This window comes from Mumia sp. ZJ1417 (genome assembly GCF_014127285.1).
GTDB lineage: Bacteria > Actinomycetota > Actinomycetes > Propionibacteriales > Nocardioidaceae > Mumia.
In genome coordinates this window covers 852,669-868,175 of the sequence record NZ_CP059901.1, presented here as the reverse complement: position 1 = coordinate 868,175, position 15,507 = coordinate 852,669, and the positions used below count along the sequence as shown (strand labels likewise).

Genomic DNA, 15,507 nt, shown 5'->3' with positions numbered 1-15,507 from the left:
GAACCGAGGCAGCCGCCGGTTGAAATATAGTCCTCGCCCACGAGCACCGGGCCCGAACGGGCAGATCCCTACCCAACCCACCTGCGATTGCCGATCCGAGTGTCGCGGCAAAGAATGACGGAGAGGACCGAATTCTTGGGATCTGTCGTCATAGGGGGTGATTGACGTATGCCGGAACCGGCACTCGGATCACGCGTCCAGAGGACGCTTTGGAGGTACATCCTGCCGGTCCTGGCTGCATCGACGGTCACGGTCGCGCTGATTCCGAATGCGGATCGGCAGGCCGTCGGGGCGACGGCAGGTGCGGACGGCCCCCCCTTACAGCCCGAACTGATGCTGGCGGCAGCAGCAGGCCGGACCTACTACGTCTCCACGAGGGGGAACGACGGCGCCTCGGGGACGATCGGAGCGCCGATGCGGACGATCGGTGCGGCCGTCTCGCGCGCTGGTTCCGGCGACACCATCGCGATCCGCCGCGGGACCTACCACGAGTCCGTCAAGGTCCCCGACGCCAAGCGCCTGACCATCCGTGCGCACGCCGGCGAGGCCGTGGTGCTCGACGGGAGTCGGCGCGTGACAGGTTGGAGCCGGTCCGGGAGGCACGCGGTCGCACGCTGGACGACCCGCTTCGACGCGAGCCCGACGTACTCGTGGGGCGTCCCGGACAACCGTGCAGAAGGCTGGCAGTTCGTCAACCGCCGCTTTCCGATGGCCGCGCACCCGGACCAGGTCTGGGTCGGCGGGAGGCGCCTCCGCCAGGTGGGCTCGGTCGCGAGCCTTCGTGCCGGCACGTTCTTCGTCGACTACACGCGTGGGCTCCTCTACCTCGGCAGTCCGCCCGGCGGACGCGAGGTCCGGGCGAGCGCGCTCGCCAAGGCACTCAGTCTCAGGGCTCCCGGCACGGTCGTGAGCGGCATCGACGTCCGCCGGTACGCGCCGTCGGTCCCCCACATGGGCGCCGTCACGATCACCGGCGCACGCACCCGGCTCACGGACGTGTCGATCGACCAGAACGCGACGACCGGCCTGCATGTGGCCGCACGCAACGTCGTGCTCGACCGGGTCCGTACGCGGGCGAACGGCATGATCGGAGCGAGCGCGACGTACGCCGACGGCCTGCACATCTCCCGCATGACCAGCAAAAGCAACAACACCGAGCACTTCAACACCGCGCCTGTCGCCGGGGGGATGAAGATCGGACGTGCCCGCAACATCGTCGTCCGCCGGAGCGTCTTCCGCGGCAACCGAGGGACGGGTCTGTGGCTGGACGAGTCGGTCGAGGGCGCGAAGGTGCTCGACAGCCGATTCGTGCGCAACGTCCGCCACGGCTTGTCGGCGGAGATCTCAGCGAACGTCCTCATCGCCGGCAACCACGTGAAGAACAACCGCGGGCACGGCGTGAAGGTCAACAACACCGGGAGCGTCTCGATCTGGAACAACACCATCGTCGGCAACGGCCGAGCGGTCAACGTCGTCCAGGACGCGCGCCGGCCCAGCTCGCGGACGACGGCGGGCCGCGACCCGCGGCGCGCGTTCCCCGACCGGCGGATGACGTGGCGCATCAGTCGGGTGACGATCCGCAACAACATCCTCGCGGTCAATCCCCGGCGCGGGAACTGCGTGCTCTGCGTCGAGGACTACACCGGCAGGCGAACCGCCCGGCAGATGGGCGTCACCGCCAAGGGCAACGTCTACCGCCGCCCTGGTAAGCGCCCGGCATGGCTCGTCGTGTGGTCGCGTGGTTCACGGGACCCGGCCACCTTCCGTACGGTGGCGCAGTTCCGTCGGGCAACCGCACAAGAACGGCGCCACCTGCTCGTACGCCGCAAGAAGGTCGCCACGCGCTCGGGAACGGCGACGCGTTTCGTCGCGCGCAAGGCTCGCCGCATCGCGACGCCGCTGCCGGCCGGGATCGCCATCGCTACCGCGCGCGCTCGCGGCCTCCGTGTGCTCGGGCGCTGGCGTTGAGCCAGCCCCGAGCCCAGGGAACGTTCATGGCAATGCGACCGCGTTGACCTCGTCGAACGACGCAAAGATCGGCGCGTTGGTGGCCGAGCCGGACAAGTACGGGCTGAAGGCGATCCCGCCCGGCGCCTGCAGCGCCGTGGCGGAGTCGGTCGTCGACACCAGCCATGACGCCGGCTCGCTCGTGCCTGCGCGCCAGACCTTGGCCCTGATCGTCGTCGGCGACGTGCCCGTCGCCTGGACGCGGATGCGCCAGGTGTCACCTGCGGCGTGGGGTCCCGCGACCACACCCGTCGCCATCGTCGTCTCGGACGCACCCTCGATCCGGGTGAGGGCCGCCGAGAGGCTGCCGTCCGCCAGGAACCGCGTCTTCAGACCGTACGAGCCGACACCTGCAATGGTGCGGGCGCTCGCCGTGATGTAGATGCCGCCGCCGGTCGCGACCTTGTCGAGGCTCACGCTCAGCGTCAGATCGGCGCTGGTCGAGGAGACCCCGTTGAGGGCGATCGATGGCCCGGCGCCCGCAGAGCCCATCCTGATCCGGCCCACGCCGTCGGCGACCGAGAAGTTCGTCGCGGACCCGGTCCGGGTCCACGCCCCACCGGTCTCGGCGCTGCCCCAGCCGTCCACGACCGTACGGGCGAACGTGTCCACGGCGAATGGCTCCGGCGGGCCCGACACCGTCACCGGGTGGGTCACCGTCCCGGTCGCACCGTCGTCGTCGGTGACGGTGAGGGCGATGTCGTACGTGCCCGGTGCCGAGTAGGCGTGGGTCGCCGTGGCCCCGGTCGCCGTCGACCCGTCGCCGAAGCTCCAGGCGTACGAGGCGATCGTGCCGTCGGAGTCGCTCGACGTTGCTGCATCGACGCTCACCGCCAGGTCGTTCTTGGTCGTGGTGAACGCGGCCGTCGGTGCCTGGTTGGGCGGCGGCGCGGTCACCGTGACCTGGCGCGTGAGGACGTCGGTCGCGCCGCCGTCGTCGGTGACGGTGAGCGTGACGTCGTACGTGCCGGAGTCGGCATAGGTGTGGGTCGCGGTCGCCCCGGTCGCTGTCGCACCGTCGCCGAAGTCCCACGCGTGGGAGGCGATGGTGCCGTCGACATCGAACGACGTCGTGCCGTTGACCGACACCGTCAGGTCCTGGGTCGAGGAGGTCATCGCCGCCGTCGGCGCCGCGTTCTGGCCCTGGCCCGTCGTGCCAGCTTGGTAGTGCGCGGCGACGTCGGCGTCGCTCAAGGCCGACTTGTAGATCGCGACCTCGTCGAGGCTGCCCTTGAAGTTGCCGCTCGAGCTCGCTGCGTTCGGCCACGACGACAGGTTGTCGCCGCCGAGGCGCCAGTATCCCCAGTAGCCGTTCTGGCCGGTCTTGACGTCGGTCCGCGAGGCGACCTTGGCGCCGTCGACGTAGAGCTTCATGCCCTCCGAGCCGAGCGAGGCCACGACATGGTGCCATTGCCCGTTGTTGACCTTGGCGGTGCTCGAGATGACGGCGGCGGTCCCCGCGTAGACACCGAAGTGCACGCGGCCTGACGAGTCGAGGTAGACGTGACGGTCGAAGTTGGACGACGAGCCCGTCATCTTGTCACCGAAGCCGAGGAGCTTGCCGCCGCTGCCGGTCGTCGTCTTGACCCACGTCTCGAGCGTGAAGACGTTTGGCGGGGTCTCGGCCACCTGGCTGGAGGCGTTGCCGTGGGAGAAGATGTTGCCGAACGTCACCGACTTGTTGGCGTCGCCTGAAAGCGCCCCCGTACCGCCCCAGGTGTAGGAGCCGTTCAGCTTGACGTTGCCCTGCCCGAGCGTGTCGGCGCCGGCGGAGCCGCTCGACTCGCCCAGACGCCAGTAGTACTCCGGCTCGGAGGCGTGAACCGCGTTCAGGTAGGCGCTCGGCGTCCCGCTCGCGGAGACCGTGACGTCGACCCACGGCGAGTTCGCGATGTTGCCGTCAGGGTCGGTCACCGCCACGCGATAGCGGTGGGTCGCCCCCGGCGTGAGCCCGCGGTCGGTGAAGCCCATGGTCGTGCGGTTCCACCAGCGGGCCCGCGCGACGCGCTGGTGCACGAGGCCCGCGTTGTTCTGGGTGTCGCGATAGACGCGATACGTCAGTGAGTCGTTGTCGTCGTCCTGGTTGGCCTTCCAGTTGACCCGGACTGCGCCCGGCTCGGTCGAGACCACATTGATCGGATAGGTCGTGCTGTACAGCTGGGGCCCACGCGTACGAGGCGCGAGCGCGCGCTTGGCGTAGCGGACGATCCCCTGCTGGCCGGTGTAGTTCACGCGCGTGAACTCGCCGCCCATGAGGACGTAGTCACCCGAGCCCGTGACGGTCCACGGGCCCTGGGCCTGGCCGGTGTAGGTGCCGGCGTTCATCGTCGGGAACCACGCGAGCAGCTCGGAGCGCGGCTGACCGGCGAAGTTGGCATAGCCGTGCGGCTCGGTCGTGACGGTGCCGGTGGCCTGCTTGCCGAAGGCGATCGCCCGGGAGAACGTCCAGTTGGGCTCGGTCTGCGGGAAGCCGTCGATGTTGCCGCAGTAGTGCGCGTGACCGGCGGTATAGACGGCGCCGTCCTGCGGGTGGGCGGAGTAGGTGTCGCCGTGGCAGTCGTTGATCCACTGCAGCGCGCCGTCGGACCAGCGGGCCGCGAACGTCCCCTCGACGTTGCCACCGCCGCCGAACACGTAGCCCGTCCCGTAGACGTTCTGGTCGTCCGCCGACAGCGAGGTGATCGAGGCCTCGGTGCCGCCGTTGCGGACCACGCTGTTGGAGAGCCACGGCTTGAGCGCACCCGTCGACGCGTCCACGGCAGCCAGCCCGTAGCCGGGGTTCGACGAGCCGTTCATCGTCGTGAAGCTGCCGCCGGCGACGATCGTCGAGCTGTCGGGCGACAGGACGATCGACGTCACGGGACCACCCGCGGCGATCGGCGCCCAGGCGAGAAGTGCACCGGTCTGCGCGTCGAAGGCCGCCAGGTTGCCGCGCGACTGCGTGCCGACGCCAAGGAAGTTGCCCGCCGCGTAGACGACGTCGTCTGTGGCGACGATCGAGTACACGTGGTAGTTCACCGGCGGCGCGAAGCCCGCGACCACGGCGCCCGTGGTCGCATCGAAGGCGGCGATGCGGTTGCGCGTCGTGCCGTCGACCGAGGTGAAGTCACCGCCGACGTACACACGGGACTTGTTGGGCGAGACGGCGACCGTACGCACCTGGGCGTTGAAGCTCGGCGAGAACGTCGCGTCGAGGACGCCGGTCGCAAGGTCGTAGCGCAGCAGGTTGCCGCGCGGTGTCTCACCCGTGCCCGCGGCCGCGCCCGCCGGGCGCGCGCTGCTGAAGCTGCCCCCTGCATAGACCGCGCCGCCGACGATGGCCTGCGACCACACGACGCCGTCGACCTGCACGGTCGGGAGGGCGTCGGCGGTGACCGTCGTCGGCGTCTTCGGATCGGTCGGGTCCGCGGGCGCCGAGTCTGCAGCGGCCGGGCCGGCGGTGGCGGTCATGGCAGCGGCCACGACGAGCGCCGCCGTCACCGCCCCTGCGAGTCGGCGCACCACATGGCGCCGGGGACGAGCTGTCGACATGAGTCTTCTCCACCCGAGACGTGCCGGCAGCGCCGACGCTGTTCCAATGATGCGCATCCGTAGGCTATGGGCGCAGGGCCCACGCCACGGTTGTTTTCACGATCCGGTCGTCCTCATTCCGTACGAGCGACGAGGTCGTCGAAGCTCGCGACCACAGGAGCGTTCGTCGCCGAGCTGGACAGGTACGTCCACAGGCCGAGCGCGCCGGCCGCTTGGAGAGAGGCTGAGGAGTCGCTCGAGGTCAGCCGCCACGCCGCGGGCTCGGCGGTCCCGGCCTTCCAGACCTTAGCGCGCAGCGTTGTCGGCGACGTCCCCGAGGCCGCGACACGCACCTGGAGTGCCTCCCCGGCGGCCACCGTGAGGCCGCTGATCGTGCCGCTGGCCAGCGAGGTCTCGACCCCGGCGACGGTCCTGCCGATGTTGAGCGACACACTGCCGCCCGCGACCAGCCGCACGTCGGCGAAATAGTGGTCACCGTTCGCGACGCGCCTCGGGTGGAAGCTGAGGTAGGTGCCGCCACCGGTCGCCGCCTTGTCCGCGCTCGCCGTCACCGAGAGATCGGTGCTGGTCGAGGAGACCCCGTTCAGTGCGATGCCTGGACCTGCTCCCGGCGTCCCCATGCGGATCTTGCCGGTGCCACTCGAGACCGAGAAGTTCGTCGCCGACCCAGTCCTGGTCCAGGCCCCGCCGGTCTCTGCGTTGCCCCAGGCATCGACGACGGTCCGTGCAAACGTGTCCCGCGCGAACGGCGCCGGAGCTCCAGCCACGATGACGTCCTTCGTGAGCGTTGCCGTCGCACCGTCGTCATCAGTCACGATCAGGGTCACCGGGTAGGTCCCCGCAGCGGCGTACGTGTGCGACGGGTTCACCCCGGTCGCCGTGCCGCCGTCACCGAACGTCCACGCGTAGCCGGTGACCGTGCCGTCGGTGTCCGACGAGCCGCTGCCGTTGGGGTTCACCGTCAACCCGTCCGTCGGTGTCGTGAAGGACGCTGTCGGCGGCTGGTTGGGCGGCGGCGTCGACACCGTCACCTGACGCGACGTCTGGTGGGTCGCGTCGTCGTCGTCGGTCACGGTCAGGGTGATCGTGTAGGTCCCCGCGGCGGCGTACGTGTGCGACGGGTTCACTCCGGTCGCCGTGCCGCCGTCACCGAAGGTCCACGCGTGGCCCGTCACCGTGCCGTCCGAGTCAGACGAGCTCGATCCGTTGACCGTCACCTTCAGGCCGTCGATCGTCGGAGTCGGGAACGACGCCGTCGGCGGCAGGTTCGGGACGGGCGCGCCCGTCGCCGCCGCGTAGTGCGCGGCGATCTCGGTGTCGCTGAGGACGGACGAGTAGACCGCCGCCTCGTCGATGTCACCGGTGAAGAACGCGGTGGTCGGGATGGACGGCCAGTTGTTGAGGGTGTCCCCACCGATCCGCCAGAACCCGCGCGAGAGGTGCTCGCCCACCGTGACGTCCGTACGGTCGGCGACCTTCGCGCCGTCGAGATAGAGCTTCATGCCGTCCGGGCCCAGCGAGGCCGCGGCGTGGTGCCACTGACCGTCGTTGTAGGTGGCCGGGCTCGTCACTACCTTGCGGGTCTGGTCGGGCTTGACTCCAAAGTTGATCCGACCGGTGTTGTCCATGTAGAGGTGCCGGTCGGCCTTGGACGAGTTGCGGTCGGCGCGGTTGCCCCAGCCGAGGATCTTGCCGCCCGTGGTCGACGTTGTCTTGAACCACGTCTCGAGCGTGAGCACGTCGAGCGGGTTGTCGGTCGCCGGCGTCGCCGCGTACCCCGTGGTCGTGCCGTTGAAGCTCGCGGCGGGGTCGCTGTCGCCACCGACCGCGCCGGCCGCCGGGCGGAGCACGCCGGCGTTGACGTTGAGCGGCGTGAAGCCGGTGAGGTCACCTGCGGTCCCCGTCGCCTCGCTGAAGCGCCAGTAGTGGTCGGGCTGACTGCGCTGCACCGCCTCGCGGTAGGCGCTCGACGTGTGGGAGCCGGCGACGGTCACGCTGACCCACGGCGACTGCGCGACGTTGCCCGCCGGGTCCGTCGCAGTCACCCGGTACTGGCGGGTGGATCCGACCGGCTGTCCGGTGTCGGTGAATCCGTGGACGGGCAGGCGCCAGTACGGCGTGCGCACGACGCGGGTGTCGATCAGCCCGGCTGCGTTCTGGGTCTGCCGGTAGAGGCGGTAGGTGAGGTTCTCGTTGTCGGGGTCGTGGTTCGACCCGTACGTCACGTGGACCTCACCGGGCTTGGACGAGACAGCCTTCAGCGGGAAGGAGGCGCCCCCGAGCTGGGGGCCGCGGTCGTTCGGCGCGGTGCCGCGCACGGCGTACCGCACGAGGCCCTGCTGGGCGGTGCCGTTCACGCGGGTGAACTCGCCGCCCATGACGACGTAGGTGCTGTTGCCTGCCAGCGACCACGGGCCCTGGCTCTGGCCGGTGGCGGTGCCGGTGTTCAACTCTGGGTACCACGCCAGCTGCGACGGGGCGGGCTGACCGAGGTAGGAGTAGTAGCGGCCCTGGTCGGGCTCCCACGTCGCGGTGCGCGTGGCCGACTTGCTCATGGCCGTCCCCCGGTTGTACGGGTACGTGCCGACGCCACCGTCGCCCTGAGGGAAGCCGCCGATGTTCTCGCAGTAGTGGAAGTGACCGGCCTGGTAGATGACGTCGCCCACCGGGACGATGTCGTAGCTGTCACCGTGGCAGTCGTTGATCCATGTCAGGTCGCCGCCGTCCCAGTCCGCGGCGAACACGCCCTCGAGCGTGCCTCCGGACTTGCCGAACGTGTAGCCGGCGCCGTACACGTTGTCGGCGTCGGCCCGCAGCGTGAGGATCGCCCCGTCTGCGGTGCCGTTGCGAATCACGCTGTTGGCGCCCATGGGGAGGTTGGCACCAGTCGTCGCGTCGACCATGCCGAGGCCGTAGCCGGGGTTCGCCGAGCCGTTGAGAGTCGTGAAGGAGCCGCCGACCGCGATCTTGGTCCCATCCGGATTCATCGCGAGAGCGCGAACGGTGCCGCCAGACGCGACGGGAGCCCAGCTGAGGAGCGCACCGTTCGACGCGTTGAAGGCGGCGACGTTGTAGCGGTCCTGGTTGCCGACCCCGAGGAAGCTGCCACCCGCGTAGACGGTCGTGTTCGTCGCGGCGATCGCGTCGACCGACCCGTTCACCGACGGCGCGAAGCTGGCGACCAGGGCACCGGTGGCGGCGTCGAAGGCGGCGATCCGGCGTCGGGTCTGCCCGTTCACGGTGGTGAAGTCACCACCGACGTAGACACGAGAGCCGTTCGGCGACACGGCGACGGCGGTCACCTGCGCGTTCAGTGTCGGCGCGAAGGTGCTGATGAGGACACCGGTCTGCAGGTCGTACGCGAGCAGGTGGCTCCGCGCGACCGTGTTGGTGCCCGAGGGCGAGCCGGCCGGACGGGCGTTGGTGAAGCTGCCGCCGGCGTACACGCGGTTGCCGGCGATCCCCTGCGACCAGACGACGCCGTTGATCTGGACGGTCGGCAACGCGTCGGCCGTCACCGTCGTCGGTGTCGCGGGATCGTTCGGGTCGGCAGGTTGGGAGTCGGCATGGGCGGGGACGGCCGGGGCGAGGACCGCCGCCGTCAGCGCCGCACCGGCGAGGAGCCGCAGGGGGACGCTCCAGCGTGCTCGTCCGTGTCCGGTCCGCGTCGAGGTGTGGTTGAGCATCGCCCTACCGCCGTTCTGCTGACAGGCCCGCCCATCTGCGGGTCCTGAGTCTTCAAAGAGTTCTTGGAGTACGGCGCACCACGCGCCGTACCGGCATGTCCGCGACGGCGGGACTGACCCGCTCTCCGGACGTCATCGCACCGCTCCCGCGGTCGCGTCGCCCTCGAACACCGCGGGCGGCTGCCCCGCGGTGTAGGCGATCGTGATCTGCACACGTCCGCGAGCACCCTTGGGCACCCCGAACACGTACGTGCCCTCGGCCGAGTTGCCGGGCTCGAGGCTCGCCGGGAACGGCGCGACCCCCGGTCCGCTCAGCTCGACGCCTGGCGTCTGCTTCTTGCCATAGCTCACCTCGACGACCGCGCGTCCGAGCGCGATCGCCTCGTCGGCGCCGTTGTCGACCGCGATCCGCACCTGGAGCGCGGGGCCCGCGATCTCACCCGGTCCGCGCGCCGTGCCCTTGACGGCACGCAGGCTCGCCACGTTTGCGGTGAGGCCCGGTCCGAGCGTCGCCTTCTCGTCCAGGGCGACCGACTTCGCGGGCTCGACCTCCTCGACCGGCACGGTCTCCAGCGAACCCGGAGTGAAATCGCTCGACGGATTGTCCGGAAGCTGCTGGGCCGAGGCCTCAGAGCCCTTGCCTCCGTCGCCGCCGTCGGCCGACGGTCGTGCGACGAGGAAGACCACGACGAGCCCGACGACGATCAGGCCGACGGCCGCGCCGATCAGGCCGGTCAGTCGGCGCCGCCCCGAGTCGTTCGCCGTGTCCATCAGCGTGCCCCGTCGCCCTTGATCACCGCGCGTGCCGTCCTCGCGACGATCGCGAGGTCGGAGCGGATCGTCCAGTTGTCGACGTAGTCGATGTCGAGACGCACGGAGTCCTGCCAGCTGAGGTTGGAGCGCCCGCTCACCTGCCACAGGCCGGTCATGCCGGGCTTGACCTCGAGGCGGTGCCGGATCCAGGAGTCGTACGTCTCGGCCTCGCGCGGAAGCCCCGGGCGCGGACCGATCAGCGACATGTCGCCGCGGACGACGTTGATCAGCTGCGGGAGCTCGTCGAGCGACGTCTTGCGCAGGATCTTGCCGACGCGGGTCACGCGTGGGTCGTCATGAAGCTTGAACAGCGGGCCCGAGCCCTCGTTGAGCTCGAGGAGCTCGTCGACGAGCTCCTCGGCGTTGACGACCATCGTGCGGAACTTCAGCATCGCGAACGGCTCGCCGTTCATGCCCGTCCTGATCTGGCGGAAGAAGACCGGGCCGGGGCTGGACACCCGTACGGCGACCGCGACGGCGAGGAAGAGCGGGCTGAGGAGCAGGAGGAGCGCGCCGGAGCCGACGCGGTCGATCATGGCCTTGGCCAGGCTGACCAGGCGGGGACGGCGGCCAGGCCGCACCGACAGCACGAGACGGCGCCCGAGCACGCGAGGCTGCACGCGGTGCGGCCATGCGCCGTGCACCTCGGTCGCAACCGTGAGCTCGACGAGCGAGTGGTCGAGCGCCCAGTTGATCCTGCGCACGTCGTACGCACTGAGGGAGGGGCCAGGAGCGACCATCACACCGTCCACGGCGAGTCGACCGACCGCGTCACCCACGTCGGTGAGCGCGCCGACGACCGGCACACCACCTAGCGTGTGCGGCACCACGGCCTCGTCGTCCTCCGTGACGAGGCAGATCCCCTTCATCTCGATGTCGGAGCGCTCCGACCACTGCGCGAGGAAGTGGCCGACACCGTCGCGGTCACCCACGAGGAGCAGCGACACCGGAGAGGCGACGATCCGGCGCAGGACCACGGCGGACGCACTGAGAGTGGCCGCGGTGAGGACGACGAGAAGGCTGGCACGCGCCGTTGCCGGCGACATCACCTCGAACACGACCAGGACGAGGACGCCGACGCTGCCGCAGACGACCAGGCGGCGGGCCGGCCGGAGCGAGCGGGTGCGCTCGTACGCTGGGATCGTCGCGAACTCGACGGCGAGGAGCACGCCGATCGCGGCGACGACGAGCCAGAGCTCGTACCCGGTCGACGGGGCCAGGACAGCCGCGACGAAGGCGCTGCCGAGGGTCGAGAGCAGGAAGGCGAGGGCCGCCATGCGCGACCGGTTGCGCATCTTGACGACCAGCTGCGAGGGCGTCGTGAACGCTGCCCCTCGTGCTGTCGTCATGCGCTCGGAAGCGACCCCAAGATCCGTCACTGCACTCCACCCCGATAGTTGGTGCTACCCGATGGAGTGAATCAGATCACCGGTCCACGATGAGGGTGTTTCACAAAATCGTGGCGGGCGCCACGTCGGGGACTTCAGTCAGCTGTTGAACTCGCGCTGCGCGACCTCGAGACCGGCCGTGACCAGGGTCTCGACCGCATCTGCCGCCGTCTCCACCACGAGCGGCAGCTCCTTGCGCTCGGTGCTCGAGAAGGGCTTCAGGACGTAGTCAGCCGGGTTCTGGCGACCGGGCGGGCGACCGATGCCGACGCGCACCTTGTAGTAGTCGCCGGTACCGAGCGAGGCGCGGATCGACTTCAGCCCGTTGTGGCCGTTGTCGCCGCCGCCGAACTTCACGCGCATCGTCTCGTACGGCAGGTCGAGCTCGTCGTAGACGACCACGAGCTGCTCGGGCGGGATCTTGTAGAACGTCGACAGCGCGCGGACTCCGCCACCGCTCTCGTTCATGTAGGACCGCGCCCTGCCCAGCACGACACGGACGCCGGGAACGCCGCCGAGGCGGCCCTCCACGACGTCCGTGCGGGTGGGCTTGTGCGACTTCCAGCGACCGCCGATCCGCTCCGCGAGCCGGTCGGCCACCGCGTAGCCGATGTTGTGACGCGTCTGGGCGTACGACGGCCCGGGGTTGCCGAGGCCGACGATCAGCCACGGTGAGTCAGTCACCGCGTCGCTCCCGTCTGCGTCAGGAGGTCACTCGGCGGCGGGAGCAGCCTCGGCGGCGTCGGCCACCTCGGCCTCGGCCTGCGACTCCTCGCGCTCGATGCCGGCCTCGGCCTCGGCGGTCTCGAGCTCGGCCTCGACCTGCTCGGCGGTCGGCGCGGCGACGACGTTCACGATGAGCGTGTCGGCGTCGACGGCCAGCGACGAGCCCTTGGCGAGCTGCAGGTCGGACGCGTGGATCTGCGCGCCGGCGTCCAGGCCCTCGACGGAGACCTCGATGGCCTCGGGGAGGTGGGTCGCCTCGGCCTCGATCGCGACGGTGGCGTTCTCGGTGACGACCATGGCGCCGCCGATGACCTCACCGACGACGTTGATCGTGATGTCGACCGTGACCTTCTCGCCCTTGCGGACGACGAGCAGGTCGGCGTGCTCGATGAAGCCCTTGATCGGGTCGCGCTGGACCTGCTTGGGCAGCGCGAGCTGCGCGTCGCCGTCCACGTCGACCGACAGCAGCGCGTTCGGCTGCTTGAGGGCGAGCATCAGCTCGTGGCCGGGGAGGGTCACGTGGATCGGGTCGATGCCGTGCCCGTAGAGAACCGCAGGAACCTTGCTCTCACGGCGGATACGGCGAGCGGCGCCCTTGCCGAACTCGGTACGCGTCTCAGCCTTGATCTTGATCTCGGACACGGCGGTGTTGCTCCTCTGGAACTCTGGGTATCTATGAGCGGTGGTCGCACCCCGGCGACGGTGGTCTTTCGGACGGCCGCATCGCGCACGCTGTCCGAGACACACCTTGTGTCCAAGACACCAAGTCGATCACGGCTGACGGAAAGCCAACCCTCGCCGAGGCAACTTCCCCATCCTACAAGGGCGGAACGAGCCCTGTCGAAACGGGTTGCAGGACGCGGGCGGCGGGAGCGGCGTGCTCAGGCCTTGCCGTCGAAGAGACTCGTCACCGAGCCGTCCTCGAAGACCTCACGGATCGCGCGCCCGAGCAGCGGCGCGATCGACAGCTCGGTGAGCTTGTCGAAGCGCTTCTCGTCGGGGAGCGGAAGCGTGTTGGTGATGATGACCTCGGCGGCCGAGCACTTCTCGAGCCGCTCGACCGCAGGGCCCGAGAACACCGCGTGGGTGGCGGCGATGATGACGTCGGCCGCGCCGGCCTCCATCAGCGCCTCGCACGCCTGGACGATCGTGCCGCCGGTGTCGATGAGGTCGTCGACGAGGATGCAGGTACGGCCCTGGACGTCACCGACGACGCGATTCGCGACGCTCGCGTTGGGCCGGTCGATGTCGCGGGTCTTGTGGATGAACGCCAGCGGGACGCCACCGAGCTTCTCGGCCCAGTTCTCGGCGACCTTGATGCGGCCGGCGTCGGGCGAGACCATGGCGAGACGCTTGTCGCCGTACCGCTCGAGGACGTAGTCGGTGAGGATCGGCATCGCCATCAGGTGGTCGACCGGGCCGTCGAAGAAGCCCTGGATCTGCGCGGTGTGCAGGTCCACCGTCATCAGCCGGTCAGCGCCGGCGGTGAGGAACAGGTCGGCCATGAGGCGGGCCGAGATGGGCTCGCGGCCGCGGTGCTTCTTGTCCTGGCGCGCGTAGCCGTAGAACGGCTGGATCACCGTGATCCGCTTCGCCGAGGCGCGCTTGAGCGCATCGACCATGAGCAGCTGCTCCATGATCGCCTCGTTGATCGGGGCGGCGTGGCTCTGGATCACGAACGCGTCGGAGCCGCGGACCGACTCCTGGTAGCGCACGTAGATCTCGCCGTTGGCGAAGTCGTAGACGGAGGTCGGGACCAGTGCGGTTCCGACCTCCTTCGCGACCTCCTCGGCGAGCGCGGGGTGGCAACGTCCGGAGAAGAGCATGAGGTTCTTCTCGGTGGTGCGCTTGATACCGGTCACGAGGTGCTCTCCTGGACGTCGTCACTGTCGTCGCTGTCATGCTCCGCGCGGGCGCGCGCGGCGGCCTCCGCGGACGGGGTGCCCGGACGCTTCCGGGCGACCCACCCTTCAATGGTGCGCTGTGATCCGGCCGACACCGCCAGCGCCCCCGACGGGACGTCCTCGCGGATGGTCGAACCAGCACCGGTGAACGCACCGTCACCGACGCTCACCGGCGCCACGAAGGTGTTGTTCGACGAGGTACGGGCGTGCGCCCCGATGCTCGTCCGGTTCTTGTTGACACCGTCGTAGTTGGCGAAAATCGTCCCCGCGCCGACGTTGGCGCCCTCCCCGATGTCGCCGTCGCCGACGTACGACAGGTGGGGCACCTTGGCTCCAGCGCCGAGCCGGGTGTTCTTCGCCTCGACGAAGGCGCCGAGCTTGCCGCCCTCGCCCACGGTCGTGCCGGGGCGCAGGTAGGTGAACGGTCCGGTCGACGCGCCGGCCTCGATCACCGACAACGACCCGACCGTACGGACGACGCTCGCGCCGTCGCCGATCTCCATGTCGGTCAGCGTGCAGTCGGGGCCGATCACCGCGTCCGCGCCGATCGTCGTCGCCCCGAGCACCTGGGTGCCCGGGAGGATCGTCGTGTCCGCGCCGATCGAGACGTCCACGTCGATCCAGGTCGTCGCCGGATCGACCACCGTCACGCCCGCGAGCATGTGGCGCTCGACGATGCGGCGGTTGGCCTCGGCCGCCATCCGGGCCAGCTGCACCCGGGTGTTGACGCCCTCGGTCTGGACGGCGTCGTCGATCTCGTACGCCCCGACGGGTCGCGACTGCCCGACGGCGATGCCGATGAGGTCGGTGAGGTAGTACTCGCCCTGGGAGTTGTCGTTGCCGACCTGCCGCAGCGCGTCACGCGCCCACTCGGCGTCGAAGGCGAGGATGCCGGAGTTGATCTCGTCGATCGCGCGCTGCGCGTCGGTCGCGTCCTTCTCCTCGACGATGGCCGCGACCGTACCGTCGTCGTTGCGGACCACGCGTCCGTAGCCGTGCGGGTCGTCGACCCGGGCGGTGAGCACCGAGAGCGTACGGTCGTGCGCGCGGTGGTCCTCCAGGAAGGCCTCGAGCGTCTCGGGCTGGAGGAGAGGCACGTCCCCGTACACGACGACGATAGTCCCGGCGAGGTCGTCCCCGAGTGCCGCGAGCCCGATCGCGACGGCGTGGCCGGTGCCGAGCTGCTCCTCCTGGACCGCCTGGACGACGTCGGGGTCGATCTGCGCGAGGTGTTCGGCGACTTGCTCGCGCTGGTTGCCGACGACGGCGACGACGTGGTCGGGCGCGACCCCGCGCGCGGCGTGCAGCGCATGCCCGAGGAGCGACCTCCCGGCGAGGGGGTGCAGCACCTTCATCGTCTTCGACCTCATGCGGGTGCCCCCGCCTGCGGCCAGCACGATCACGCTGATTGGAGCCTGCTCGCTCACGCGTTCCTCTCCACCGTTCGTCGCT

Annotated in this window: 9 protein-coding genes; 1 reads left to right on the top strand and 8 read right to left on the bottom strand. The window is 69.9% G+C overall.

Annotation, left to right across the window (positions count from 1 at the left end; genetic code table 11):
* Positions 1 to 333: 333 nt before the first annotated feature.
* Positions 334 to 1,968, top strand: a complete 1,635-nt coding sequence (locus H4N58_RS04135) for a right-handed parallel beta-helix repeat-containing protein (RefSeq protein WP_167001700.1) — start codon at positions 334 to 336, stop codon at positions 1,966 to 1,968.
* Between the two features lie 24 nt (positions 1,969 to 1,992).
* Here H4N58_RS04135 and H4N58_RS04130 read toward each other — a convergent pair whose 3' ends face one another.
* The 8 genes from H4N58_RS04130 to glmU form a co-directional block, all read right to left on the bottom strand.
* Positions 1,993 to 5,538 (bottom strand): PKD domain-containing protein, encoded by a 3,546-nt coding sequence (locus tag H4N58_RS04130; protein WP_167248926.1) that lies wholly within the window; start codon positions 5,536 to 5,538, stop codon positions 1,993 to 1,995.
* A 113-nt stretch (positions 5,539 to 5,651) separates the two neighbouring features.
* Positions 5,652 to 9,224: a PKD domain-containing protein gene (locus H4N58_RS04125; protein ID WP_167001698.1), complete on the bottom strand. Its 3,573-nt coding sequence runs from the start codon at positions 9,222 to 9,224 to the stop codon at positions 5,652 to 5,654.
* 132 nt (positions 9,225 to 9,356) lie between these two features.
* Positions 9,357 to 9,995, bottom strand: coding sequence for a hypothetical protein (locus H4N58_RS04120; protein WP_167001697.1), 639 nt, complete (start codon positions 9,993 to 9,995; stop codon positions 9,357 to 9,359).
* Entirely contained in the window at positions 9,995 to 11,386 is a 1,392-nt protein-coding gene (locus tag H4N58_RS04115) for an exopolysaccharide biosynthesis polyprenyl glycosylphosphotransferase (protein WP_167001695.1), read from the bottom strand. The genes H4N58_RS04120 and H4N58_RS04115 overlap by 1 nt, the downstream gene beginning before the upstream one ends.
* A gap of 138 nt (positions 11,387 to 11,524) precedes the next feature.
* Positions 11,525 to 12,109 (bottom strand): aminoacyl-tRNA hydrolase, encoded by a 585-nt coding sequence (gene pth, locus H4N58_RS04110; RefSeq protein WP_167001694.1) that lies wholly within the window; start codon positions 12,107 to 12,109, stop codon positions 11,525 to 11,527.
* Positions 12,110 to 12,136: 27 nt separating this feature from the next.
* The gene (locus H4N58_RS04105) at positions 12,137 to 12,793 is read right to left on the bottom strand and encodes a 50S ribosomal protein L25/general stress protein Ctc (protein WP_167001693.1); all 657 of its coding nucleotides are present in this window, start codon (positions 12,791 to 12,793) and stop codon (positions 12,137 to 12,139) included.
* Between the two features lie 239 nt (positions 12,794 to 13,032).
* A complete protein-coding gene (locus H4N58_RS04100; protein ID WP_167001692.1) occupies positions 13,033 to 14,013 on the bottom strand; it encodes a ribose-phosphate diphosphokinase in 981 nt (326 codons plus the stop codon).
* A complete protein-coding gene (glmU, locus tag H4N58_RS04095) occupies positions 14,010 to 15,482 on the bottom strand; it encodes a bifunctional UDP-N-acetylglucosamine diphosphorylase/glucosamine-1-phosphate N-acetyltransferase GlmU (RefSeq protein ID WP_167248928.1) in 1,473 nt (490 codons plus the stop codon). Before glmU ends, H4N58_RS04100 begins: the two co-directional genes overlap by 4 nt.
* Positions 15,483 to 15,507 lie beyond the last annotated feature (25 nt).

Coding starts and splice junctions, on each gene's coding strand:
- H4N58_RS04120 (WP_167001697.1), bottom strand. CDS start 9,995: ATGGACACGGCGAACGACTCGGGGCGGCGCCGACTGACCGGCCTGATC.
- H4N58_RS04115 (WP_167001695.1), bottom strand. CDS start 11,386: ATGACGACAGCACGAGGGGCAGCGTTCACGACGCCCTCGCAGCTGGTC.
- H4N58_RS04130 (WP_167248926.1), bottom strand. CDS start 5,538: ATGTCGACAGCTCGTCCCCGGCGCCATGTGGTGCGCCGACTCGCAGGG.
- H4N58_RS04125 (WP_167001698.1), bottom strand. CDS start 9,224: ATGCTCAACCACACCTCGACGCGGACCGGACACGGACGAGCACGCTGG.
- H4N58_RS04135 (WP_167001700.1), top strand. CDS start 334: ATGCTGGCGGCAGCAGCAGGCCGGACCTACTACGTCTCCACGAGGGGG.